The organism is Mesorhizobium sp. M7A.F.Ca.US.010.02.1.1 (assembly GCF_004023085.1).
In the GTDB taxonomy this organism is placed as follows: Bacteria; Pseudomonadota; Alphaproteobacteria; order Rhizobiales; family Rhizobiaceae; genus Mesorhizobium.
Window position 1 is genome coordinate 40004 of the sequence record NZ_RZRV01000010.1, and the last position, 23251, is coordinate 63254.

General features: G+C 63.2%; 23 protein-coding genes. 10 read left to right on the forward strand and 13 right to left on the reverse strand.

Annotated features, from left to right (window positions below; all coding sequences use genetic code 11):
- From EOA19_RS13205 to EOA19_RS13245, 9 genes are all read right to left on the reverse strand, one after another.
- Positions 1-1215 carry a glycosyltransferase family protein gene (locus EOA19_RS13205; RefSeq protein ID WP_128303851.1) on the reverse strand — a complete coding sequence of 405 codons (1215 nt, stop codon included), beginning with the start codon at positions 1213-1215 and terminating at the stop codon, positions 1-3.
- Between the two features lie 1070 nt (positions 1216-2285).
- Positions 2286-2639 (reverse strand): alcohol dehydrogenase catalytic domain-containing protein, encoded by a 354-nt coding sequence (locus tag EOA19_RS35620; protein ID WP_206638035.1) that lies wholly within the window; start codon positions 2637-2639, stop codon positions 2286-2288.
- Positions 2640-3464: 825 nt separating this feature from the next.
- Entirely contained in the window at positions 3465-4841 is a 1377-nt protein-coding gene (locus EOA19_RS13215) for an MmgE/PrpD family protein (protein WP_128303852.1), read from the reverse strand.
- A 25-nt stretch (positions 4842-4866) separates the two neighbouring features.
- Positions 4867-5679: a CoA ester lyase gene (locus EOA19_RS13220; protein WP_128303853.1), complete on the reverse strand. Its 813-nt coding sequence runs from the start codon at positions 5677-5679 to the stop codon at positions 4867-4869.
- Positions 5673-6515, reverse strand: a complete 843-nt coding sequence (locus EOA19_RS13225; protein ID WP_128303854.1) for a MaoC family dehydratase N-terminal domain-containing protein — start codon at positions 6513-6515, stop codon at positions 5673-5675. Before EOA19_RS13225 ends, EOA19_RS13220 begins: the two co-directional genes overlap by 7 nt.
- Before the next feature lie 10 nt (positions 6516-6525).
- The gene (locus EOA19_RS13230; protein ID WP_128303855.1) at positions 6526-7656 is read right to left on the reverse strand and encodes a CaiB/BaiF CoA-transferase family protein; all 1131 of its coding nucleotides are present in this window, start codon (positions 7654-7656) and stop codon (positions 6526-6528) included.
- Entirely contained in the window at positions 7649-8389 is a 741-nt protein-coding gene (locus EOA19_RS13235; protein WP_128303856.1) for an NAD(P)H-dependent oxidoreductase, read from the reverse strand. The genes EOA19_RS13230 and EOA19_RS13235 overlap by 8 nt, the downstream gene beginning before the upstream one ends.
- Positions 8390-8398: 9 nt before the next feature.
- Positions 8399-9547, reverse strand: coding sequence for an acyl-CoA dehydrogenase family protein (locus EOA19_RS13240; protein WP_128303857.1), 1149 nt, complete (start codon positions 9545-9547; stop codon positions 8399-8401).
- 104 nt (positions 9548-9651) lie between these two features.
- Positions 9652-10587: a LysR substrate-binding domain-containing protein gene (locus tag EOA19_RS13245; RefSeq protein ID WP_128303858.1), complete on the reverse strand. Its 936-nt coding sequence runs from the start codon at positions 10585-10587 to the stop codon at positions 9652-9654.
- A 161-nt stretch (positions 10588-10748) separates the two neighbouring features.
- Here EOA19_RS13245 and EOA19_RS13250 point away from each other — a divergent pair, with 161 nt between their 5' ends.
- The 5 genes from EOA19_RS13250 to EOA19_RS13270 all read left to right on the forward strand — a co-directional run bounded on the left by EOA19_RS13250 (position 10749) and on the right by EOA19_RS13270 (position 14679).
- Positions 10749-11261: a thiamine pyrophosphate-binding protein gene (locus EOA19_RS13250; protein WP_245486179.1), complete on the forward strand. Its 513-nt coding sequence runs from the start codon at positions 10749-10751 to the stop codon at positions 11259-11261.
- Positions 11262-11266: 5 nt separating this feature from the next.
- Positions 11267-11854: a thiamine pyrophosphate-dependent enzyme gene (locus tag EOA19_RS13255; protein WP_128303860.1), complete on the forward strand. Its 588-nt coding sequence runs from the start codon at positions 11267-11269 to the stop codon at positions 11852-11854.
- A 7-nt stretch (positions 11855-11861) separates the two neighbouring features.
- A complete protein-coding gene (locus EOA19_RS13260) occupies positions 11862-13340 on the forward strand; it encodes an aldehyde dehydrogenase (RefSeq protein ID WP_128303861.1) in 1479 nt (492 codons plus the stop codon).
- An 89-nt stretch (positions 13341-13429) separates the two neighbouring features.
- Positions 13430-14209, forward strand: coding sequence for an SDR family oxidoreductase (locus tag EOA19_RS13265; protein WP_023809528.1), 780 nt, complete (start codon positions 13430-13432; stop codon positions 14207-14209).
- 20 nt (positions 14210-14229) lie between these two features.
- Positions 14230-14679 carry a VOC family protein gene (locus tag EOA19_RS13270; protein WP_023809527.1) on the forward strand — a complete coding sequence of 150 codons (450 nt, stop codon included), beginning with the start codon at positions 14230-14232 and terminating at the stop codon, positions 14677-14679.
- A 46-nt stretch (positions 14680-14725) separates the two neighbouring features.
- On the opposite strand, the gene EOA19_RS13275 is transcribed toward EOA19_RS13270, so the two are convergent.
- Together EOA19_RS13275 and EOA19_RS13280 are read right to left on the reverse strand one after the other, a co-directional pair.
- Positions 14726-15379 carry a GntR family transcriptional regulator gene (locus tag EOA19_RS13275; RefSeq protein WP_027167548.1) on the reverse strand — a complete coding sequence of 218 codons (654 nt, stop codon included), beginning with the start codon at positions 15377-15379 and terminating at the stop codon, positions 14726-14728.
- A gap of 106 nt (positions 15380-15485) precedes the next feature.
- On the reverse strand, positions 15486-16664 hold the full coding sequence (locus EOA19_RS13280) for an FAD-binding oxidoreductase (protein ID WP_128303862.1): 1179 nt from the start codon (positions 16662-16664) through the stop codon (positions 15486-15488).
- A gap of 203 nt (positions 16665-16867) precedes the next feature.
- Between EOA19_RS13280 and EOA19_RS13285 the strand changes: the two genes are divergently transcribed.
- From EOA19_RS13285 to EOA19_RS13305, 5 genes are read left to right on the forward strand one after another with little or no spacing between them, the layout of a single operon-like run.
- Entirely contained in the window at positions 16868-18070 is a 1203-nt protein-coding gene (locus EOA19_RS13285; protein WP_128303863.1) for a pyridoxal phosphate-dependent aminotransferase, read from the forward strand.
- A gap of 8 nt (positions 18071-18078) precedes the next feature.
- Complete coding sequence (locus EOA19_RS13290; RefSeq protein ID WP_023809523.1) at positions 18079-18528, forward strand: acetyl-CoA carboxylase biotin carboxyl carrier protein subunit; 450 nt, start codon at positions 18079-18081, stop codon at positions 18526-18528.
- 5 nt (positions 18529-18533) lie between these two features.
- Positions 18534-19907 carry an acetyl-CoA carboxylase biotin carboxylase subunit gene (accC, locus tag EOA19_RS13295; RefSeq protein ID WP_128303864.1) on the forward strand — a complete coding sequence of 458 codons (1374 nt, stop codon included), beginning with the start codon at positions 18534-18536 and terminating at the stop codon, positions 19905-19907.
- On the forward strand, positions 19897-20286 hold the full coding sequence (locus tag EOA19_RS13300) for a biotin attachment protein (protein WP_128303865.1): 390 nt from the start codon (positions 19897-19899) through the stop codon (positions 20284-20286). The genes accC and EOA19_RS13300 overlap by 11 nt, the downstream gene beginning before the upstream one ends.
- A gap of 37 nt (positions 20287-20323) precedes the next feature.
- Positions 20324-21097, forward strand: a complete 774-nt coding sequence (locus EOA19_RS13305; protein ID WP_128303866.1) for a 5-oxoprolinase subunit PxpA — start codon at positions 20324-20326, stop codon at positions 21095-21097.
- Between the two features lie 49 nt (positions 21098-21146).
- Here the strand turns inward: EOA19_RS13305 and EOA19_RS13310 are convergent, their stop codons facing one another.
- Both EOA19_RS13310 and EOA19_RS13315 read right to left on the reverse strand, forming a co-directional pair.
- Positions 21147-22172, reverse strand: coding sequence for a proline racemase family protein (locus EOA19_RS13310; protein WP_128303867.1), 1026 nt, complete (start codon positions 22170-22172; stop codon positions 21147-21149).
- 42 nt (positions 22173-22214) lie between these two features.
- The gene (locus EOA19_RS13315) at positions 22215-23246 is read right to left on the reverse strand and encodes an Ldh family oxidoreductase (RefSeq protein ID WP_128303868.1); all 1032 of its coding nucleotides are present in this window, start codon (positions 23244-23246) and stop codon (positions 22215-22217) included.
- Between the last annotated feature and the right edge of the window lie 5 nt (positions 23247-23251).

Below are 23251 nucleotides of genomic sequence, written 5' to 3' on the forward strand. Positions count from 1 at the left end.
TCAGTTCATGCCTTCAATAACCGAAAGGTGAGGGCCAGCCTGCCGGTCGAGCAATTCCGCGACGATTTCGGAAATATGAGGGAGCCCTTCCAGGGTCAGATGTGGATTACTCTGGGATGGACGAGGCCGATTCGGCAGCGCCACCAGTGCATCGGCAAATCGCTGCGAGTCCTTGGCTTCCTCCGGCAAAAGCATTTCGACGAGGCCCAGTTCGGCTGCGCGCCGCGCGCGGATCAGTTGTTCCTGGCGGGGTTCGATGCGCGGCACGATGAGCGCCGGCTTGTCGAAAGATAGTATCTCGCAATAAGTATTGTAACCGCCCATCGCCACTACCGCCTTGGCGCCGGCAATCAGGTCTTCCATGCGGTTGTCGAACTCGATAATCTTGATGTAGGGGATCGTGGCCCCCTTCTTCAGCAACTTGTTGCGCTTGCGAGCCGGCATGTAAGGCCCAAGCACGATCAGCGCCTTGTGCTGCAATTTCGGATCGTGCTGATAAGCATCGATGACGTCGTGAATCAATTCGGCGCCGTCGCCGCCGCCACCGGTGGTAACCAGGATATAGTCGCCCTCTGGCCGGTGGCCGGGCAACTGGTTCCGCTGCAGGCTCCGTTGCAGGAAACCGACGAATCTCATTTTTGCCCTGACAGCCGGCGGCACATCCAAGCCGGTCAATGGATCGTAGAAATCCGGCGGGCCATAGGCCCAGACCTTGTCGTAGAACAGGCCTATCTTGCGCATCACATCCCTGCGCGCCCACTCTGCTTCGAGCAGATGCGGTGCATCCATCACCTCGCGCAGGCCAAGCACCAGCGTGGTGCCCCGCGTCTTGAGGTAGGACAGCGTGTCCTCAATCTCACCGCGCAGGCCGAGCGGTTCCTTGTCGACGATGAAGATATCCGGCCGGAAGGTCTCGGCTGTGTGGCGAATGATCGACTGACGCATCCTTAGCGTCTCATGCAGATCGATGTCCTTTTCCAACGAGGTGTATTCGCCGTTGCGCAACTTGATGACGCTGGGGATCTTCACGAAGTCGACACGGGCGCGGTAGTCGAAGGCGCCGGCGATAGTCGCACCCGAAATGATAAGCACCTGAAGCCCACGGAAATCCTCGACCAGCGAATGCGCGATAGTCCGGCAGCGCTGCAAGTGGCCGAGCCCGAACGTGTCGTGGCTGTACATGAGAATTCGAGCGTTTTCTGCGTGCTGGGTCATTCTTGAACGTCTCTTAAATTCTCGCCTTGAGACCGTGAGTGGCCCGCCGGCTTCGAAACCATCCTGGGTTTGGCCGCAATTTTCAATTTATATTGCTTCTATGGAATGCCGTTCAGATATGCTTTCTGATCGCGAGTCCGGAACTAGATGGGTGGCGGATATCGCCGCGCGGGTGTGAGCAGAGACTTCCTGTTGTATTGTGGGATGGATCGAGGAGGAAAGCGATGTCAAAAAAATCGGCAGAAATCATCCCTTTTGATTCCGATCCGGACTGGTAAAGGTGAAATTCCCCTATCTTGCCCATATAGCCAATTGCTTGATCGCATACGAAAGGGCAAGGTCGCTGGCGTCGCACGGCGCATTGTTGTAGAATTCATTCGTGCGCCATTGCACTCGCCTCGGGACCAAAGGTGCCGCCCATTATTCTCTTGACGGGCGGTCTCATTGTGATTCACCGACCAGAAATTGAGCCATCTGTCGCCAAGCTAGCCGGAATTTCAGCAAAAATCGAGTGGATGCCAGCGCGGTCGCAACACACCACCCGCTGCAGGGTGTGTGCGACACCGGTTGCTTGTCGATCGTTATGGCCCATGCCAATGCCTTATTGGAGCGGTGACGGTACTTCTTTAAACGGCTTGGGCAGGCCGTCGAACGTCGTGAGGTACAAAAATCGCCCGATTGGTCCCGATAGTTGGTGAACCCTCGAAAATTCTTTGCGGCGAATTCCCTTTAAAACCAAAAGCGTAATTTTTTGACGGCTCTGGTGTCGGTCTCTTTTGGGATTATAGGGATATTTTAATGCAATTTCAATTAGTTATAGGCTACTTGATCATGCCTTGCGGATCGAGCCGCTTGTCGGCCAGCCATTCGACGACGCGTGGCAACAGCCGGCGATTCAGGCGCGAGCCGGCACGGGATCGCGCACGGAGTGGATCACCTTGTCGGCACCGAAGCGTAGCGCCCGCTCGAGGCGAGCTTCATCGATGTCGGCCACGATGCAGCGGGCACCATGCATTTTGCCAACCTGCAGCACCGTGACGCCGACGGTTCCGGCACCCTGATCAGCAGTATCACAGAGCCACAGCCGGTGCGGTCGAGACGTTGGCGGCAATCGAAATCGGTTCGGCCAGCGCCGCCAGACTGAACGGCATGTCGGCCGGAATTGGAATGGCATTATGCGCCGGGACGGCGACGAAGTTACGGAAACCGCCGTCGCGATGGACGCCGATCACTTCGAGGTTGGCGCAGACATTGGAACGGCCGATCCGGCAGGGATAGCAGTGGCCGCACGACACCACGGGGTCGACCACCGCGCGGCCTCCTCCCACGGCAACGGCGGTCACATGGCGTCCGAGCGCGGTGACGGTGCCCGCGAACTCATGGCCGATGACGCGCGGATAGAACGGCGAACGGATTGGAGCCATGCAGGATGTGAATGTCGGAGCCACAGATGCCGGCACGGCTGACGTGAACGACCACTTCGCTGGCGCCGGGCTGTGGCATGGCGCCCGGCCGGATTTCTAGCGACTGCGGCGCGCTGACAAGAACCTCAGCATGAACACTCCAGCTAAGTATACTAGTCGACAATTGCCATGGCTAACAGATCGTCAAGTTGGTGCGCGACCAGAGGCCTCCTGATGAGGCGATCGAAGCGGAACGGGCCGGGGATAATTGGACAAGCGTTTCGGCGCTTCTCGCCTAGCGACGTCGTCGAGTCTCCGATGGGACATGCCAGACTTGTAAAACGTCCGCTAGGGCCATCCGGAAGTCGCGAAGCTGTCAGTCAGGTTCCGGCCCCATTTCCGCCGTTCTGGACCCTGCTCCCAACGTTCGTAAAACGAGGTCAGCTATGGTCGGCAGTTTGGGGTCGCGGGAGCATACGAAACGATACGGGAAGCTTTCAGATTCTGGCCCACGAAAAACTCAACAAAACCAAGGATTTTAATATGCCCTCCGGGCCCACCATTATCGTCAAACTGCTTTACAACATAGGGCGGCGCGAAAGGAATCGAACTGCCCGTTATGCGCTCGTTCGCAATTGACGACCCAAATTCAGTAGCGTTTGTTCAATCTTCGCAAATGGCAGCAATGCGCTTCAAGTCGGCCGTTCGACACTGGGTGATCTCCCGAAAGCTGACATCGCCTCTGAAGTCAACTGCGGTCGCTCCTGCGCACGCCCCATAGCACGACCGGCCGCGGGCAATTCTCCATCCGTTCGGGCGGATGCAGTCCTTCGGCGCGATAGCGGGCTAACTCTCAGCAAATATATGCGCCGTGCTTCCGGGCTGATCGAGTCTCCAGATGCGGGCTATACACGCGCGCATCTCGTCGGCGGTGGCGCCGCCTCGGAATTCGGCGAGGCGTACAGCCTTGGCTTCCAGTTCCTGTTTCGAAAGGGTGTTGCCGGGATCTCCCTTGGGCTCGTCGACGCGGGCATTGAATTTGCGGCCATCAACGGTCGTGACGCTCACCTTGCCGACCCACTGCTTGGGATAAAGGGTGTCGACCTCGGCGTCGAGTTCCATCCGCACCTTCGCGCGGAAACGGGCGACGCGGGTGTCGGCAAGTGCATGGTGTTCGAAAGCATCGAGGTCGGCGACGCCGTGAACGGCGATCAGCCCCAAGACCGTGCCCATGGAGAACTTCGCCTGGTGGACGGTTTGCGGAGTGACCACCGCGCCCAGGACATCGATGGCTCCCTGATGGACATGGGTCACCACGTCGGTGATGTCGTCCGGACCGAGCCCTTCGCAGCGCATGAGAGACTGCAGCGCGTCGGCGGCCGGGTGAGTGTGCCGGCAGGCTGCGTGCCATTTGAAGGAGGTCTCCTCGGTTGCCCAACGGCTGCCGAGCCCGTCCGTCAGGCGGGCCGGATCGGCGTCGCTGGACATGCCGGCCGCCATGCCTCTTTTCCCTTCGAGGATCTGCTCGGCCCCCTTGAAGCCATCGCGCGCCAGATAGGCAGAAAACAGGCCGTTGGCGGCCGCTCGCGCCGTATGAAGCTGCTTGGAATCGGCGGCGTCACGCAGAAATTCCCAGAGACCTGCCGCCTGCGTACCGGCCGAGCCGACAGCATGGTTGAGCCCGGCTGCGTCCAACCCGATCAACCTGCCGACAGCCGCGGCCGCGGCGACAGCGCCGGCGGTGCCGGTGGTGTGGAATATCTCGTAGTGCGAGCGTCCGAGGAATTCTCCTACGCGGATGCCCACTTCATAGCCGGCGATGCAGGCAGTCAGGACTTCGCGGCCGGTCTTCCCCTCAGCCTCCGCAACCGCCAAAACGGCCGGAAAGATCACCGCCGCCGGGTGAAAGACCGAGCCGTTGTGAACGTCGTCTTGTTCCACGACATGGGAGGCCGCCGCATTGACCATCGCTGCGAAATAGGGGCTTGTGCGCCGCCGCGTCGGGATGATGGTACTTGGGCCGTCCGCCGGCCCCATGGCACGCGCAAAGCCGTCGATCATCTCGACCTGGTGTGCACCCTTGCCGGCCAGCGCCGAGCCGAGCCAGTCGATCATCAGTCCTTGCGCGAAATGAACGACGCGCGGCGGAATTTGCTCGAAGTCGAGTCCGGCGATGAAGGCGCAAAGTCTGGCGGTCGGCCAATCGGCGGTGTCCAGGTTCATCTACTGTTCCTCCTCCGCATGCCCTTTAGACCAAAGCGGCTCGGTGCAAGATCCGCCTGGCTCGCTCGATGACCGGCAGATCCACCATCTCGCCTTTCACCTGGACAGCTTCGCCGGACGAGGCTGCGCCGACGATGTCGCGTGCCCAGGTGATTTGGTTCTCGCTCGGGCGAAAGCCGTTGCGAATCGGCTCGATCTGCCTTGGGTGAACAGCCATCTTGCCGCCGAAGCCCATCATCATGGCGTGGCGGGCGTCATCTTCGGTAACTTCGGGATTGCTCAGGTCGGTCGTTACGCCGTCGATCGGCGCGGCACGGCCAGACGCGCGCGAACGCCAGACGATTTCGTTGCGAGCCGTAAGCAGGATCAGCTGATCATGCGCGCAACCAAGATCGAGCGAGAAGTCGACCGAGCCGAAGGCGACGGCAACGACGCCAGAGGTGGCCAATATGTCCGGCAAGTTGGCGAGACCGACGGCGCTCTCGACCAGCGCGATGACGGAAACGCTGCGTGCCATGTGCTTGGCCATATCGGCAACGTCCTCCGGACGTTCGGCCTTGGGCAGCATGATGGAGACGCCGTCGAGGCGCCGCACGGCGTCGATGTCCGCTTCGTGCCAGGGGGTTCCCGCGGCGTTGATGCGGACCACAACGGCGGATTTCAGCGTGGCCGCATTGGCGAGAATCGCATCGCGAGCGCGGTCCTTGTCGCAAGGGGCTACGGCATCCTCGAGGTCGAGAATGACCGCATCCGCGCCGCTGCTGTCGGCCTTGGCAAACCGTTCCGGCCGCGAGCCCGGCACGAAGAGCGGCACGACGGGCATGACGAAGTTCACCATTGCGCCATGGCCTTCACCGTCACATGGCCGTCGGCCGACCGTGCCTCGAGAGCCATGCCGTCCTGGCCTGGGGATGTTGCGCTCAGAAGCAGGCGCTGTGGGCCGCTCGCCGGATGGACGCCGCGGAATGAGAAGCGGCGCGGCGACGTGCCGGCAATGGCGGTGGCGAAATTCATCAGCAGCGTCGCCTGCAGCGGGCCATGGATGACGAGACCGGGATAGTGCTCGACCCCCGTGGCGTAGGGCGCGTCGTAGTGGATGCGGTGCCCGTTGAACGTCAGCGCGGAATATCGAAAGAGCAGCACGGGATCGATGTCGATCGTGCGCTCGTGCGATGCGGCCAGGGGCGAATTGGCCGGCGGGGCAGGGGGCGCAGCAGCGGCTTCGGCGCCGCGATAGACGATGGTCTGGTCCTCCTCGATGACCGGACCGGAATCGTTGGCGATGTCGTGCCGGACCGCGACGAAGGTGAGCGGGCCGGTGCGGCCCTGTTTCTCCTCTATGGCGGTCAATGTCGAGTTGCGGCGGATGCGGTCGCCAGAGCGGATCGGCGCCATGAAACGCACATCGCTGGCAGCCCACATGCGGCGTGGAAGCGACACCGGCGGCAGGAAGCCGCCTTTGGCCGGGTGCCCGTCAGGTCCGAGTTCTCGCATTTCGGCAATGTCGGGTGTCAGGCACCAGTGCAGTCCGGGCGCGGCCGCGCCCTCGGCAGTCTGCGCCGCGTGGTCCCCAAGCGTGGCGCCAAAGCTGGCCAGCAGGCGCGGGGTCACAACATCCTCGACCTCGTGCGTGCGTCCAACCCATTCCTGCAGCGTGCTTGTGTCCAGGCTCATGAGGTCCTCGTCAGGGGGCGAATTCGGACCGGATCCGGTCCGTATCGGCTCCAAGCGCGGGGACGCTGGGAACCGTTGCAAATCCCTCCGGCCGCCCTGCCGGCATCGGTACTGCGATGCGCTTGCCGTCCGGCAGTGCCACCTCCGTCCGGCGGAGGGCCTTGTGGTGCGGCAGGTCGCGCATTGCACTCACCCGGCCCCAGGCGATCTGCGCCTCGTCGAGACGGTCTATGGCCTCGTCGCAGTCGATTGCCGCGAAGATCGGTTCGATCACGGCGTCGAGCGCCGTGCGGTTGGCAACCCGCCAGGTATTGGTGGCGAAGCGTTCGTCGGCGAACAGATCCTGCCTTTGCAGCACGAGCGTGCAGAAGCGCTTCCATTCATTGTTCTGCTGGATGGACACGACCACGCTGCCATCCCGACAGGCATAGGGTCGATAGGGGTAGATCGAAGCGTGCGCCAGGCCATATCTCTGGGTCTCACGGCCCGCATATTCGTAGTGCAGCAGCGGCACGGTCATCCAATCGGCCATGGCGTCGAACATGGCAATCTCGACAATGCGACCGCGCCCAGTCTTCTGGCGCGCCAACAAGGCTTCGAGTATCGCTGCATGGGCATTCATGCCGGTGGCGATGTCGGCGGCGGAAACCCCGACCTTGCTCGGCGTGTCCGGTGTGCCGGTAACGGCGCAGATGCCGCTTTCGGCCTGCACCAGCATGTCGTAGGCGCGCATGGCCGCGTAGGGCGTGTCCTGCCCGTAGCCGACGATGTTGATGGCTATCAGCCGAGGAAACTCTTTCGCAATTGTATCGGCCGAGAGGCCGAGCCTGTCGATGGCGCCCGGCACGAGATTCTGCACGAGGACGTCGGCGCGCGCGACCATCCGGCGCAGGAGAGCCAGGTCGTGCTCGGTCTTCAGGTCGAGCACCGCGCTCTCCTTGCCGCGGTTGAGCCAGACGAAGTAAGCCGACATGCCCTCCACTGCGGAATCGTAGTGACGCGCGGTTTCGCCTTCCGGGCGCTCGATCTTCACGACGCGCGCGCCGGCGTCGGCAAGGCGGACCGTGCAAAGCGGAGCGGCGACAGCCTGCTCGATCGAAACGACAAACAGGCCCTCCAGCGGGCGGGCGCTGTCAGACATTGCGCTGCACCCCGGAACGAGCGAGCACGCCGGGCTTCAGCCGCTCGTCCTTGCCGTAATCCTCGGCGGCGTGGAAGAACAGTCGCGGCGTGCCGTCGATGTCTTCGAACCTCTTGCGGTAGGCTTCCAGGTAGCCCTTGCGGCCGTCATCACCGACACGGCCCGGCATATAGGCGACGAAGGGCGGCAGCACGTCGAAGCCGGAATAGCGCAGCAGACCATTGTGGATCGGCCACAGCACCGTGAGGATGTCGCCGTCGATGCCATCGGGCGCGTAGGTGTCGGCCGACGTGCCCGTGGTGGCGGCCACCATGGCGAGCTTCCCCCTGAACATGCCGGTGTCGTATTTGCGGCCCGGCAGATAGGCGAAACCGCGCGCGAAGACACGGTCGGCCCAACCCTTGAGGATTGCGGGCATTCCGAACCACCAGACCGGGAACTGGAACAGCACGAAGTCCGCCCGCTTCAGTTTTTCGATCTCGGTATTGATGTCGGCCGAGAGTGCGCCGGTCTCGTAGGCGGCGGTCTGCTCGCGCGACAGGCTGAAGAAGTCCGGATCGTTGCGCTCGCCTGATATGTCGCCAGGCCCGGCGACAGGATTGAAGCCCATCGCATAGAGGTCGCTGACGACGACGTCGTGGCCTGCGCGGGTCAGGGTTTCCACGGCGAGATCCTTCATGGCGCCGTTGAAGGATTTTGCTTCCGGGTGGGCATAGACGATGAGGACGTTCACGGACGACTCCTAGTAGGAACGCGGCAGTCCAAGCACGTGCTCGGAAAGGTATGACAGGATGAGGTTGGTCGAGATCGGCGCGACCTGATAGAGCCGTGTCTCGCGGAACTTGCGCTCCACATCGTACTCTTCCGCGAAACCGAACCCGCCATGCGTCTGGATGCAGACATTGGCGGCCTCGTTCGAAGCGTCGGCCGCCAGCATCTTGGCCATGTTGGCTTCGGCGCCGGGGTTCTTGCCGGCCTCGTAGAGGTTCAGCGCCTCCCGCACCATCAGTTCGGCAGCCCGCATGTTGGCGTAGGCCCGGGCGATCGGAAACTGGATGCCCTGGTTCTGGCCGATCGCCCGGCCAAACACATGCCGCTCCTTTGCGTAGGTGCTGGCCTTTTCGATGAACCATTTCGCATCGCCGATGCACTCGGCGGCAATCAGGATACGCTCGGCGTTCATGCCCGAGAGGATGTAGCGGAATCCCTTTCCCTCTTCGCCGATTAGGTTTTCGGCCGGCACGCGCAGATCGTCGAAGAAGACTTCCGTGGTGGCATGGTTCATCATGGTGCGGATCGGCCGGATGGTGAGGCCGTTGCCGACGGCTTCGCGCATGTCGACGATGAGGACGGAGAGGCCGTCGGTCTTTTTCATGCCGTCCTTCAGCGGCGTGGTCCGCGCCAGCAGCAGCATCAGATCGGAATGCTCGGCACGGCTGGTCCAGATCTTCTGGCCCTTGACCACGAAATGATCGCCGTCGAGGCGAGCAGTGGTCTTGAGCGCGCCGGTGTCGGTACCGCTGCTCGGTTCCGTGACGCCGAATGCCTGCAGGCGCAATTCTCCCGCGGCGATCTTCGGCAGGTATCGCTGCTTCTGCGCTTCCGAGCCGTGGCGAACAAGCGTGCCCATCGTGTACATCTGGGCATGGCAGGCGCCGCCATTGCAGCCGGCGCGCTGGATTTCCTCCAGCACGGCAGCGGCGGCCGAAAGCGGCAGCCCCGAGCCATCATACGCCTCCGGTATCAGGATCGAGAGCCAGCCGGCCTCCGTCAACGCCGCGACGAATTCACCGGGGTAGGTCATGTCCCTATCGAGTGCGCGCCAGTATTCTCCGGGAAAGCGCGCGCACAACCTGGCGACGGCATCCCGAATGTCCTGGTAGTGTTCCATGAGATTTATCCGGCTTTCGTCTTGCTGCGGGCCTCACTATCGCGCCTCCATGTCCTGTCAGCAATGCAGGGCGGACGTGAGCAGATATAACGGAATTCGAATGCTTATGTCGAAGGGCCGAGAAGCTGGCCGACCCAGACGGCCCTCCCGACAAGATCCTTGGCGATGTCCTCGATCGCTTGTCCGGCAAACCGCGCCAGCCGCGAGGCAGGCCGGTCCGCCGGGTAGGCAAGGATCAGGCGGCGCACGGGCACCGGATCGATCAACGGCGCGGCAGTGAGCAGCCCGGCGGTCACGTCGGCATGGATAGGAGCGAGCGGCAGGATCGTCCAGCCATGGCCGTTGCGCACCAGGTCCTTCAGCGCGGAGTATGAGTCCGCTTCGATGCCGACATCGAGCGTGATGCCGGCATCCGTGGCGCAGCGCTCGACGATGATGCGCAACCCGTGCTTGATGCTGGGCAGCAGCAGGCGCTTGCCCGCGAGCGAGGCGAACGATACGGCGCGCACGGTTGAAAAACCCGCGTCCGGCGGTCCGATCAGGAACAGGTTTTCCAGGAGCAGCGGTCGCGAGCGCAGCGAACGCGCCATGCGCGGGTCGTAGAGCACCGCAACGTCCACCTCGCCGCGGTGCATCCAGTCCAGCAGATTGCCGGTGTAGGCGCTGACAAGTCTGAGCTTGGCCTTGGGATGGGCCTTGCCGAAGGCGGCCGCCAGCGGCAGCGAAATAATGTCGGCAACGGTGGGCGGCAGGCCGATGGCCACTTCGCCGGTCAGCGGCGCATCGGCGGGCGTGGCCGTGGCGCGGATCTCGTCGATCTCGGCCATCACGCGCATGGCGTGCGCCAGCACCTCCTTGCCCTGCTCGGACAGCACCATGCCGCGACCATGGCGCAGGAAAAGGGCAAAGCCCAATTCCTCCTCAAGCATGCGCACCTGCCGGCTGAGCGCCGGCTGCGCAATGTGCAGCCGGTCGGCGGCCTTGCTGAGGCTGCCGAGTTCGGCGACGTGGATCAGGGTGCGCAGTTGCGATAACTCCATTAGCTATCGAATATCATTATATCTGATCACCAGAAAGAGCCGAAGATTGCATCGGTCAAGCGCGCTAGTCTGATGCCAGTCCAATATCTCGGAGATGCAAGGTGACGGCGAGCATACAAGCAAAACCTCCGCAAGCAGCAGCGCTTGCCGCCGCTCCGACCGTGTCTGAAAGGCAGTGGCCGGATCAGGTCTATGAGGTGCTCAAGGCTGCCGGCATCAGCCAGATGTCCTATGTGCCGGATGCCGGTCATACCACATTGATCCGCCTTTTCAGTGAGGATCCCGAAGTCGTCACCAATGTGCTGACGACGGAGGAGGAGGGCATCGCCATCGCAGCAGGCTCCTGGCTCGGTGGCAGGCGGAGCGTCGTGCTCATGCAATCCTCCGGTGTCGGTAATTGCATCAACATGCTGTCGCTTCCCGTGCAGGCGCGCTTCCCCTTGCTCGTCCTGGTGACGATGCGGGGCGAATGGGCCGAGTTCAACCCGTGGCAGGTGCCGATGGGACAGGCGACGGAGGCGTCGCTGAAGGCGATCGGGCTCAGGGTGCTGCGCGCCGAAACCGGTCCCGACCTGGTGGAGACGGTGGCGCAGGCAGCCTTGATGGCTTTCGACGCCGACCAGCAGATTGCCGTGCTGATCGGGCAGCGGCTGCTCGGCAAGAAGAAGTGGTGAGCGAGATGAATTTACCGACGATGGACCGCCGGGTTGCGGTGAAGAAGCTGCTCGACGCCCGCGATGGCGCCCTGGTCGTGACCGGTCTCGGCTCGCCGAGCTACGACGTGCATGCTGCCGGTGACCGCAACGACAACTATTATCTGTGGGGCGCCATGGGCGGTGCTGCGCTGATCGGCCTGGGGCTTGCCCAGGCCCAGCCCGACAAGCGGGTCATGGTGATCACCGGAGATGGCGAACAGCTCATGGCGTTCGGTTCGCTGGCGACGATCTCGGTGGCGCGGGCGAAAAATCTCGACCTGATCGTGCTCGACAATCAGCATTTCGGCGAGACCGGCATGCAGTCCAGCCATACCGGCAAGGGCATTGGTTTCGACAAGGTCGCGGCCGCTTGCGGTTTTTCGAAGACCGCCGAGCTGCGTACGCTGGAGGAGGTCGACACGCTCTGTGGAGAACTTCGGCGCCCGGCCGACGGTCCGCGCCTTTTCGTGCTCAAAATCACCGCCGAGAACCTGCCGCGCTCGCTGCCGCCGCGCGACGCGGTCGAGGTCAAGAACCGCTTTCGCGCCCATCTGGGCTTTGCCACCTGTTGAGGTCGATATGGCGCTGGTCAGTTTCCAGAACACGGTCGGCGGTCGGTTGCAATCGACAGCCGATACATTCGAGAGCCATGATCCGTTCACCGGCAGGCCCTGGGCGCTGATTCCGCGCGATGGACAGGCCGAGGTGGATGCCGCCGTAGCCTCCGCCAAGGCTGCTTTCCGGTCGAAGGAGTGGGCCGGGATCACGCCCACCGCGCGCGGCAAGCTGCTCGTGCGGCTGGCTGAGCTGATCGCGGAGAACGCGGATCGCATTGCCGCCATCGAGACGCGCGACAATGGCAAGCTGCTCACCGAAATGACGGCGCAGCTGCATTACATCCCGGAATGGTTCCGCTATTTCGGCGGTCTTGCCGACAAGATCGAAGGGTCGGTGCTGCCGATCGACAAGCCGGGCATGTTCGCCTTCACCCGCCACGAGCCGCTGGGCGTCATCGCGGCAATCGTGCCCTGGAACTCGCCGCTTTTGCTTCTGACATGGAAGCTCGCGCCGCTGCTGGCGGCAGGCAACACTGTCGTCATCAAACCGTCGGAACACGCCTCGGCCTCGACGCTGGAGTTCGTGAAACTGTTTGCGCGGGCAGGCTTCCCGCCCGGCGTGGTCAACACCGTTACCGGCATGCCGCTTGATGTCGGCGCGCCACTCGTCTCTCATCCCGACGTCGCCAAGATCGCCTTCACCGGTGGTGAGCCTGGCGGGATCGCGGTCTATCGGGCGGCTGCCGAGCAGCTAAAGGTCGTCACGCTGGAGCTCGGCGGCAAATCGGCCAACATCGTCTTCGACGACGCCGATATCGAGAGCGCGGTCAACGGCGCGATCTCAGGCATCTTCGCGGCCAGTGGCCAGACCTGCATCGCGGGTTCGCGGCTGCTGGTGCATCGCAAAATCCACGACCGGTTCGTGGAAGGCGTCATAACGCTGGCGGCGAGCGCTCGATTGGGCAATCCGGCGCTGCAAGAGACGCAGGTCGGGCCGATCACCACGCAAGCCCAGCGCGAGAAGGTGCTGTCCTATCTCGGCATCGCGCGCCGCGAGGGTGCGCTTTGCGTGCTGGGCGGCGGCAAGCCGGCCTCGGGTGAATTGGCCGAGGGCTGGTTCGTCGAGCCCACCATCTTCACCGGCGTGAACAACACCATGCGGATCGCGCGTGAGGAGGTGTTCGGGCCGATCCTGTCCGTCATCCCCTTTGACGACGAGGACGAGGCCTTCGCCATTGCCAATGACAGCCCCTATGGGCTGGCGGCGGGAATATGGACCAGCGACATGGGCAGGGCGCTGCGCGGCGCGGCCGCGATGGAAGCGGGGATGGTCTGGATCAATTCATACCGTGCCGTCTCCTACATGGCGCCCTTCGGCGGCTACAAGAGGAGCGGTATCGGGCGCGAAAGCGGGCAGGACGCCATCAATTCCTATCTGCAGACCAAGACGGTGTGGATAGACACCGCAGGCAAGACCGCCAATCCCTTCGTTATCCGCTAGGCTAGGCTTCGGTGGGAGAATCCCCTAGCCAAGCTCGGCCCATACTCCTTGAGACGGTGGCCGACTTACAAATGATCGAAGGATTGGACATGAGACAGGCAGGCAAGGTGGCTGTTGTCACAGGCGCAGCGCGCGGCATCGGACGCGCTTGCGCGGAACGCTTTTTGGCCGAAGGCGCGAAGCTCGTGCTCGGCGACATCAATGCCGTGGAGCTAGAAAAATGTGCCGCTGAAATCGGCACCACCGACAGCGTCCTGGCGGTCGTTACGGATGTCAGCAAGAAGGAACAGATCGATGGGCTGATTGCAGCGGCGGTGGCGAAGTTCGGCCGTGTCGACATCATGGTCAACAATGCCGGCATCGCTCCGGTCCAGGACTTTCTCGACATCACAGAGGCGGACTACGACAGGGTTCTCGCCGTCAATCTGAAGGGCGCGTTCATGGGCACCCAGGCGGCCGCCCGCCAGATGATCGCGCAGGGTGGAGGCGGCGTCATCATCAACATGTCGTCGATCAATTCGGGCCTCGCCAACCCGCGTGTCGCCACCTACGCGATCTCCAAGGGCGGCATGAACCAGGTCACCAGCACCGCGGCCGTCGCCTTCGCTCCCCATGGCATCCGTGTGGTCGGTGTCGGCCCGGGCACCATCGCCACGGACATGGTCATGGACGGGACATTCATCGATTCGGAAGAAATGAGACGGGCGGTCCTTTCGCGTACACCGCTCGGGCGCCTCGGCACGGCAGCCGAGATCGCCTCGGTCGTGGCGTTCCTGGCCAGCGACGACGCTTCCTACATCACCGGCGAGACGATCTACCCCGACGGGGGGCGCCGCGTGCTGAACTATACGGTCCCGATCAAGGAGTGAGAAGAATGGGGAGTGACGACATGGGTAATTTCGAAAAGCTGCATCACATCTGCATCGTCGTGCACGATATCGACAAGGCGCAGGCCTACTACGACTCCATCGGCATCGGGCCATGGGAGCCCTATCCGCCGCTGGCTGAATACGAAGAACTGCAGGTCCCAAGCCCCGAGGGTTTCAAGGCGATGCAATATCGGATTTGCAACTTGCCGAACGTTCAGCTGCAGCTGTGCCAGCCGAACGGCGATCCTTCACCGCAGCGAATTCATCTCGACAGCAAGGGTGAAGGTGTCTTCCATATCGGCTTCGAGGTTCGTGATGCGGACGCAGCCGAAACCAAGGCGAAAACCGACGGACTTGCCGTGCTGATGCGCGGGCGCCGGGAAAACCGCACCGGCTTCACCTACTACGACACAGCCGACAAGGCAGGCGTGATCCTGCTGACCCGGGCGACCAATCTGCCCGGCAAATGATCTTCGCGCGAAGGATTGGGGCTGGACAAGGAGACGGGGCGACTGATCAGCTGCCCCGCAATTCCTGAAGCCGGTCGACCAGGAATTTGCCGCTGGTGATGATATGCATTTCCAAAAGGCCGACGGCGCGCAGCGTATCCTTGGCTTCGCACAGGTCGATGAGCTGCCAGTGGTCGCGGTCGGACTGGGCCTGGATCTCGGTGAGCGTCACCATCATGCGCGTGTAGCGTTCCAGCTGCTGGTAGATGCGCCCGACCAGTTCGATCGTCGCCTTGCGGCCGGACGGCGCGTAGAGCGCGGCGTGGAAGTTCCAGTTGAGCTGGTTCGAGTACTCGCCGGTCTTGCCCTGCTCCTGGTGCTGCTTTGCGCGCTCGCGAGCCAGCGCGAGGTCTGCCTCCGTCATCCTTGGAATGGCCAGGGCCAGCAGCCATGTTTCGATCCGGGCTCGCAATTCGTAGAGCTCGAGGATCTCGTCCAGGGAAATGGAGGTGACGACGGCGCCCTTGTGGGAAACCAGCGTGACGAAGCCTTCCGAATGAAGCTGATGCAGCGCCTCTCGCACCGGAATTCGGCTGACGCCGAACTCGGTGGCCAGATGCTCCTGCCGCAGCTGGAAGTTGGCCTCGTATTCGCCGATCAGGATCTTCTGCCTGATGGCATCGGCGACCTGGGTCGAGATGGTTTTCTTCTGTACGAGCATGAATCAGCCTGAGGCGGCCGCCGTGTTTGTTGACTGGCGCCGTTTTGATTGAAGAAGTGGACGCATAGCACCGTTGTCACTGCGATGCCATGTCGCCCGTTTCGCTTCAGTAGACATGTTCCTCGATAGGCTGATTGCCAGCGATCCGTTCGTAGCGGAAGGCCGACAGGTCGACAGAGCGGTACTCGCCATAGGCAATGAGATCACTGACGCCCGACCCGGTCGCCGCTGCATGCATCATGCCGTGGCCGCTGAAGCCGGTGGCCAGGACAAAGTTCGACACCTCGGGATGCCGGCCGATGATGCCGCTGTGGTCGAAGGTGTTGTATTCGTAGAGCCCCGCCCAGGCGCGCAGCATGCGCAATTGTTCGAAGCCGGGCACGCGATGGGCGAGCGCCGGCCAGATCAACTCGTCGAACAAGTCGTAATCCACATCTAGGCCAAAATCGTCCGGCTCGTTCTCGCGCACCGGCGGAATACCGCACAGGAAGAGCTGACCTTCCGGCCGCAGCCAGAAGCCGCTCGTGTCGAAGACGAAGGGGCAGTTTTCGATCCTTGCCGGCGTTTCGAAGACGAAGACGCAGCGCTTGCTCGGGACAACCGGCAGCTCGGCGCCGGCCATCCTGGCAATGCCCGCGCTCCATGGTCCGGCCGCGTTGATCACCGTGCCGGCGGCAAGCCGGTCGCCATTGTCGAGCACCACTTCGCCGACCTTTTGGGGAGACGCCATGGTCAGTCCGGTCACCGTCGCGGCAAGATAGTTCACGCCCTGCGTGCGCGCCTTCCGACGGAAGGCCTGCATCAGGCCGGGGCCGTCGAACCAGCCTTCGCTGCCAAGGCCGAGCGAGCCAAGGGCGAGATCGTCCGTGTTGAGCCACGGGAAGCGTCGTGCCAGATCGACCTGCTCGATCAGTTCGGCGTCGACGCCCATGCCGCGCTGAACGCGATTCTTGGCACGCTGCGCGTCTGCCCGCTCGGGTGTCGCCAGCACGAGGTAGCCGGGCTCATGCAGGCCGATGTCGGCCAACTCGTCGCCGATGGCAAGCCGCGTCTTTACCTGGCGCAGGAAGTCGATGCTGAACTTCGACATGGCAATGTTGGGCGCCGTGCCGAACTGCTGGCGGATGGCGCTGGTCGACAAGGAAGACGAGGACGCCGTGTAGTACGGGTCCCGCTCGATCACCGCGATCCTGCCATCGAAATCCGGATTGGCTGACAGAAAGTAGGCGATCGAGCTGCCGACAACGCCACCGCCGACGATCACCACATCATAGTTTGTGCCCATACCAATCGCGTTCCCTATCTCGAATATCATCCGTGGCGACAAGGATTGGATACTTTCCCCTATCGGCCCACCACCAGAATGAGACATAACCCGGTCTTCGATGCAGAAAAAGAGGTTTGACGTGAAAAACAGAATACATTATCCAATTTGTAACAGATATCACCTGCCCGGCAACGTCGCGGCAGCCATGCCGAGGATTTCCCGTGGGCCTGATCGCTCCCCGTCTCGACGTCATCAAGCCAAGCCCCAGCATGGCGGTCACCGCGCGGGCAATCGAAATGCGCTCGGCCGGCATCGACGTCATCAGCCTGAGCGCCGGCGAACCGGATTTTCCGACGCCTCCGCACATCGTCGAGGCAGCCTACGAGGCGATGCGCAGGGGGGAGACGCGCTATACGGCGGTCGACGGCACCGCCGCGCTGAAGAAGGCGGTGGCCGGAAAATTCAGGCGCGAGAACGGCCTCGATTACAAGCCTTCGCAAATCAGTGTCGCGGGCGGCGCCAAGCAGATCATCTACAACGCCCTGCTGGCAACGCTGGCCCCCGGCGACGAGGTGGTTGTCCCAGCGCCCTATTGGGTTTCCTACACCGACATCGTCCTGCTCGGCGAAGGCAAGCCCGTGGTCGTTCCCTGCACGGAGCCGCAGGGCTTCAAACTGACACCGCAAGCCCTGCGAGCCGCGATCACCGGGCGCACCAAATGGCTGCTGCTCAACACGCCTTCCAACCCGACAGGCGCCGTCTATAGCCGCGACGAACTTGCGGGGCTGGCGGGGGTGTTGCTCGATCACCCGCATGTGCACGTTCTGACCGACGACATCTACGAGCATATCCTGTTCGATGGACGAACCTTCCATACCATCGCCGGCGTCGAGCCGAGGCTGAAGGACCGTACGCTGACAGTGAACGGGGTGTCGAAGGCCTATGCCATGACCGGCTGGCGGATCGGCTATGCCGGCGGGCCGGAACCGCTGATCCGCGCCATGGCGACCGTGCAGAGCCAAAGCACGTCGAACCCGTCATCCATCTCGCAGGCCGCGACCATTGCCGCACTGGAAGGTCCTCAGGACTTTCTTCGCCCTCGGGCGCTCGAATTCCAGGCACGGCGCGACCGCGCTTTGGATCTGCTGCGCGCGATTCCCGGTCTCACCTGCCGGACGCCCGAGGGCGCCTTCTATCTCTATCCCAATTGCTCGGCCCTGATCGGTCGTCGCCGCCCGGACGGCACTCCTATCGGCAGCGACGGCGACTTCTCGCTTTACCTGCTCGATCAGGCGCGGGTCGCGGTGGTGCAGGGCTCTGCCTACGGCTTGTCGCCGCATTTCCGCATTTCCATAGCCACGTCGATGGACCTGATCGAAAAAGCGATCGGGCGTATCGCCGAGGCTGTCGAAGCGCTGCGATAGGGCCGGTGATGGATCTCGACTTCGTCCAGAAGCTGATCGAATTTGTCTCGCGTTCGCCCATTGCCGAGTTGGAGATCGAGCGCGATGGCGTTCGTATCCGCATGTCCAGGCAGGGGGTGCTGGCGCAATCCGCGTCGCAGCCTTCGCCGCAGTCGGGGTCCGCCGCCGGCCCTGCCGTCTTCACAAATCCGGCTTCGACAGCTCCGCCCATCGCGCGGCATTCGATCCGCGCGCCGCTGACCGGCGTGTTCTACCGTTCCGGCACCGAAGGCGAACCGCCGCTCGCTTCGGTTGGCGATGTGGTCGTGGAAGGGCAGAAGGTCGGTGTCCTCGAAGCCATGAAGACGTTCAACGTCGTGGAATCCGATCGCGCTGGGCGGATCGTCCAGATCGCGTTGGACGACCATGCCGCCGTGCAGTCCGGCGATGTGCTGTTCGTTCTCGAAGATTTGGGCTAGCGGCGATGTTCGACACCGTCCTTATCGCCAACCGCGGTGAAATCGCGCTGCGCATCCTGCGCGCCTGCCGCGATCTCGGATTGAAGACGGTGGCAGCGCACTCGGAAGCCGACGCGAGCCTTCGCCATGTCGCGCTGGCGGACAGGGCGATCTGCATCGGGCCGGCTGCGGCGACGGAGAGCTATCTCAATATCGCCGAGATCATCGCGGCCGCGCAACTCACCGGCGCGGGCGCGATCCATCCGGGCTATGGTTTCCTCTCGGAAAACGCCGCCTTCGCCGAGGCCGTCGAAAATGCCGGCCTCGCCTTCATCGGGCCGTCGGCCGCGGCGATCCGCACCTTGGGCGACAAGGTCTCCGCCAAGCGCACGATGATCGCTGCCGGCGTTCCCTGCGTTGCAGGGTCGGAGGGGGCGCTGCCGCAGGACGAGCAGGCAGTGCGCGCCATTGCCGAGGCCATCGGCTATCCGGTCATCGTCAAGGCGGCGGGCGGCGGCGGCGGGCGCGGCATGCGCATCGTGCGCGAGCAGCGCGCTCTGTTGGAAGCCGTTTCGATGGCGGTGAAAGAGGCGGACCGGGCCTTCGGCAACCCGCAAGTCTATCTGGAGAAATTCCTTGAGCACCCGCGCCATATCGAGATTCAGATTCTGGCGGACAAGCATGGCAAGGCGGTGTGGTTAGGCGAGCGGGATTGCTCCATGCAGCGCCGCCACCAGAAGATCATTGAGGAGGCGCCGGCGCCCGGCATCGCCCGCGAGGCGATTGCCGAGATCGGCGAGCTGTGTGCCCACGCATGCCTAACCATCGGCTATACAGGCGCGGGCACGTTCGAATTCCTCTACGAGGACGGGCGCTTCTCTTTCATCGAGATGAACACCCGCGTGCAGGTGGAGCATCCCGTCACGGAACTTGTCACCGGCATCGATATCGTGCGCGAGCAGATCCGCATCGCCCGGGGCGAAGCCCTGTCGTTCAGCCAGGAAGACATCCGCATCCAGGGCCACGCCGTCGAATGCCGCATCAACGCTGAAGATCCCTACAGCTTTCGCCCGCATCCGGGCCGGGTCGAGCGCTGGACGCCGCCCGGCGGCCCGGGAATCCGCGTCGAATCGCATCTCTACTCCGGTTACACCGTGCCGCCGCACTACGATTCCCTGGTGGCCAAGCTGCTGGCGCATGGCGCGACGCGGGCCGAGGCGATCCGGCGCATGAGCGGCGCGCTGGGCGAGATGGAGGCTGTCGGCATCGCCACCAACGCGCCGCTCCACGGCCTCCTGATGGAGGAGCCCGGCTTTGCCGCCGGCGGCTTCGATATCCATCATCTTGAACGTCTCATTGAAGGCGGTCTGCTCCAGGGACGAGGCGGCGATGACGATTGAGGAGATCGAAAGGCTGGCCGCCTGGTGCGCAAGCGCCGGCATGGGCGAGATAGAACTGTCGGAGGCCGGCTTTTCGTTGCGCCTGCACATGCAATCCGTTGTTCCCTCGACACCCGCGGCCGAAGCCCCGAAGGCCGAAACGGTCTTCAAAGGCGTGCGCGCGCCCGGCGTCGGCGTGTTCCGTCTCGATCATCCAACGACCGGTCGGCCGGTTGCCGACCCTGGCCAGGTGGTTCGCAAGGGCGAGACGGTCGGCGTCCTGCAGGTCGGCCCATGCCTGAAGGCCGTGCTCGCGCCGGTAGACGGCGTGCTGGGCGCGGCGCTAATCGAGGACGGAGCGGTCGTCGGCTACGGCACGCCGCTCTACGAGCTGGTGTGAAGCAAAGGCGATGGTTCGAACCACTGAGGAAAGCGCCATGGCGGCCCAAGGATTGCAGGTCGATATCAATTCCGACATGGGCGAGGGTTTTGGAGCCTACAGGCTCGGCGACGATGCGGCGATCCTCGACATCGTCAGTTCCGCCAATGTCGCCTGCGGCTTTCATGCCGGCGACCCCGAGATCATGGCTGCCACCTTCTCGATGGCGCGCGACAAGGGCGTTGCCGTTGGCGCGCATCCGAGCTTCGCCGATCTGTGGGGGTTCGGACGCCGCATCATTCCGCATTCCATGGATGAGATCGAAAGGCTGGTCGCCTACCAGATCGGCGCGGCGCAGGCGCTTTCCGCCTATGCCGGCCACCCGATCCGCTATGTGAAGGCGCATGGCGCGCTAGGCAATCTTACCCAGACCGATCGTGGCGTCGCCGAAGCGGTGACGCGCGCGGTCAAGGCCGTCGATCCCGGCCTGATCTGCCTGGTCATTGCGCTCGGCTTCCAGGACAGGATCGCGCGCGACGCTGGGCTGACGGTCAGGTCCGAGATATTCGCCGACCGCGCCTATACGGAGGAAGGCTTCCTTGTTTCGCGCAAGCTGGAAGGCGCTGTCATCCACGACGCCGAGAGGGCAGCCGAACGGGTCGTCCGAATGGTCAAGCAAGGCGCCATCGAGACGCCTTCCGGGCAGATGCTGCGGACGCCGATCGATTCGATCTGCGTCCACAGCGACACGCCGGCTGCCGTCGCCATCGCCGCGCATGTCAGGAGACGGCTTGAGGCAAGCGGCGTCAGGGTCAGAGCGTTCGCGGCCTAAGCGACCGAACGGTTACGCGGCCGTGCCGAAGGGCACGGCCGCGTCCGTTTCAGAACCAGACGTCGCTGAGGCGATGCCCTCGTGGATAAGGGTCTGTCGGGTCGAGGCCGTACTGGCCGATGCTGGTAATCCAGGCCTGCCCGGCAATGGTGACCACGACAGCGTCGCGATCGCCGACGCGCGCATTGGCGATCACCCGGGAATCGAAATGGGTCCCGATGATCGACTTGTTGCGGAACAGCTCTCCCTTGGCGATCTGCCCCTTTGCCGACATCACCGCCAGCCGCCCGGTGGTGCCGGTGCCCGTAGGCGAGCGGTCGAGCCTGCCATGCAGACACACCGTGCCGTTGACGCTTTCCACGCGACCGTCGACGCGCTCGATCGGGCCTTCGAAAATCACGTTGGACACGTCTCGGATCTTCGGGTTCTCCGGATGCACGACCTCGAGCTGCTCGTTGACCGCCTTCTTGATGCGTTGGCCCATCAGTGACATCTGGTGGGCCTCGTCGGGTTTGACGGTGAAGCCGAGTGCGCGCGCATTGACATGGGCGAAAGTCATGCCGCCATAGGAGGTGTCGACGGTGATCGTGCCGAGCCCCTCGACTTCGACAGGTGTGTCGAGGTGGAACGCGAAGGCCGGTACATTGGTGAACTCCACCTGCTTCACCTTGCCGTTCTCGCAGAGACAGCGCACCTCGATCATGCCGGCCGGCGCTTCCATGCGCAGCAATGTCTCAGGCTCCTTCATCGGCACCATGCCCGTTTCCAGCGCCACTGTGGCGACGCAGATGGTGTTTGAGCCAGACATGGGCGGGTATTCCGTGCTTTCAATTATGACGTAGCCGAGATCCGCCGAGGGATCGCAAGGCGGCAGGATGATGTTGCCGTTGACGTAGGGCGCACCGCGCGGCTCGAACAAGAGCAGCCCACGAATGTCGTCCATATGCGCTTCGAGATACTCCTTCTTTTCGAACATGGTCTTGCCCGGAACGTCCTTGACGCCTCCGGTGATCACATTGCCGACTTCGCCCTCGGCATGGCAGCCGACGACCGTGAATGTTTTCGTCCAGCGCATTTTTCTCCTCCTGTGATTGGTCTTGGCCCTGGCGATACCGATTCAGACCGCGTCGAGCCCCCGTTCGAGAAAACGATCGAGTTGTTCCATTTCCTGGTGCGAGAGAACGATACCGTCGCGCTCCGAGGTCTCGCGGGCTAGGAACCGCCTTTGCGAGGGTAGGCGCGCACCCTGGCCCAAGATCGCCTCGAACAGCGCTTCAGCACGGCCCAGCGGATTGCCGGGCCGGCCGGCGGCGAAGGCTTTCGGCGAGAAAGCGATGACCAACTCTCCATGCGATGGATAGAGCGTCGTGGTGCCAAGCAGCTCGAGCGCCTCGGGGCTGGTCAAGTCGCCGATCATGATCCCGGCGAGCAGCTCGATCATCGTCGCGATGGCGGAGCCCTTGTGCCCGCCGAAGGGAAGCATGGCGCCCGCCAGGGCAGCTTCGGGATCGGTCGTTGGCCTGCCGTCCGAATCCATGGCCCAGCCTTCCGGCAGCTTCTTGCCTGCCCGGCGGTGGAGCTCGATCTCGCCGCGCGCGGCAACCGAGGTCGCGAAGTCGAAAACGTAGGGAGGCTGCTCTTCTCGCGGCCAGCCAAAGGCAAAAGGATTGGTGCCCAGCAACGGTCCGTTGCCGCCGGTCGGAGCGACTGTGGCATAGCTCGGGCACATGGCCAGGCCGGCAAGGCCTGCCTGGGTCAAGGCTTCGACCTCCACCCAAAGGGCGGAAAAATGCACCGCATCGTTGATCGCGAGCGCGGCAATACCGCAGGAGTGTGCCCGCTCGACCAGCACCGGCACGCCCAGTTCGAAGGCCGGGTTGGCGAAGCCGTGCTTCGCATCCACTTTCACAATGGCGGGAGCGTCTTGCGGCAACAGTTCGGGCACCGCGTCTGGGTTTACCTTCCCTGCCTTGATCGTTCGCAGGGCGCCTTCGATGCGATAGACACCATGCGACTTGCAGGCATCGCGTTCCGCCGCGACGATGACCCTTGTGATGGCGCTGGCCTGGATGGGGTTCAGTCCGGCCTTGCGGAAAATTGCATCGACGCGCTTATGCAAGGCATCGATGGTGAGGGCGGTATTGTTCATTTCTG

What these genes read in the sequence shown, in the direction of transcription:
- EOA19_RS35620 (WP_206638035.1), bottom strand. Translation starts at nt 2,639, where the DNA reads ATGGCTCCAATCCGTTCGCCGTTCTATCCGCGCGTCATCGGCCATGAG.
- EOA19_RS13240 (WP_128303857.1), bottom strand. Translation starts at nt 9,547, where the DNA reads ATGGAACACTACCAGGACATTCGGGATGCCGTCGCCAGGTTGTGCGCG.
- EOA19_RS13270 (WP_023809527.1), top strand. Translation starts at nt 14,230, where the DNA reads ATGGGTAATTTCGAAAAGCTGCATCACATCTGCATCGTCGTGCACGAT.
- EOA19_RS13255 (WP_128303860.1), top strand. Translation starts at nt 11,267, where the DNA reads ATGAATTTACCGACGATGGACCGCCGGGTTGCGGTGAAGAAGCTGCTC.
- EOA19_RS13305 (WP_128303866.1), top strand. Translation starts at nt 20,324, where the DNA reads ATGGCGGCCCAAGGATTGCAGGTCGATATCAATTCCGACATGGGCGAG.
- EOA19_RS13230 (WP_128303855.1), bottom strand. Translation starts at nt 7,656, where the DNA reads ATGTCTGACAGCGCCCGCCCGCTGGAGGGCCTGTTTGTCGTTTCGATC.
- EOA19_RS13245 (WP_128303858.1), bottom strand. Translation starts at nt 10,587, where the DNA reads ATGGAGTTATCGCAACTGCGCACCCTGATCCACGTCGCCGAACTCGGC.
- EOA19_RS13315 (WP_128303868.1), bottom strand. Translation starts at nt 23,246, where the DNA reads ATGAACAATACCGCCCTCACCATCGATGCCTTGCATAAGCGCGTCGAT.
- EOA19_RS13280 (WP_128303862.1), bottom strand. Translation starts at nt 16,664, where the DNA reads ATGGGCACAAACTATGATGTGGTGATCGTCGGCGGTGGCGTTGTCGGC.
- EOA19_RS13310 (WP_128303867.1), bottom strand. Translation starts at nt 22,172, where the DNA reads ATGCGCTGGACGAAAACATTCACGGTCGTCGGCTGCCATGCCGAGGGC.
- accC (WP_128303864.1), top strand. Translation starts at nt 18,534, where the DNA reads ATGTTCGACACCGTCCTTATCGCCAACCGCGGTGAAATCGCGCTGCGC.
- EOA19_RS13220 (WP_128303853.1), bottom strand. Translation starts at nt 5,679, where the DNA reads ATGGTGAACTTCGTCATGCCCGTCGTGCCGCTCTTCGTGCCGGGCTCG.
- EOA19_RS13300 (WP_128303865.1), top strand. Translation starts at nt 19,897, where the DNA reads ATGACGATTGAGGAGATCGAAAGGCTGGCCGCCTGGTGCGCAAGCGCC.
- EOA19_RS13290 (WP_023809523.1), top strand. Translation starts at nt 18,079, where the DNA reads ATGGATCTCGACTTCGTCCAGAAGCTGATCGAATTTGTCTCGCGTTCG.
- EOA19_RS13205 (WP_128303851.1), bottom strand. Translation starts at nt 1,215, where the DNA reads ATGACCCAGCACGCAGAAAACGCTCGAATTCTCATGTACAGCCACGAC.
- EOA19_RS13260 (WP_128303861.1), top strand. Translation starts at nt 11,862, where the DNA reads ATGGCGCTGGTCAGTTTCCAGAACACGGTCGGCGGTCGGTTGCAATCG.
- EOA19_RS13215 (WP_128303852.1), bottom strand. Translation starts at nt 4,841, where the DNA reads ATGAACCTGGACACCGCCGATTGGCCGACCGCCAGACTTTGCGCCTTC.
- EOA19_RS13225 (WP_128303854.1), bottom strand. Translation starts at nt 6,515, where the DNA reads ATGAGCCTGGACACAAGCACGCTGCAGGAATGGGTTGGACGCACGCAC.
- EOA19_RS13275 (WP_027167548.1), bottom strand. Translation starts at nt 15,379, where the DNA reads ATGCTCGTACAGAAGAAAACCATCTCGACCCAGGTCGCCGATGCCATC.
- EOA19_RS13265 (WP_023809528.1), top strand. Translation starts at nt 13,430, where the DNA reads ATGAGACAGGCAGGCAAGGTGGCTGTTGTCACAGGCGCAGCGCGCGGC.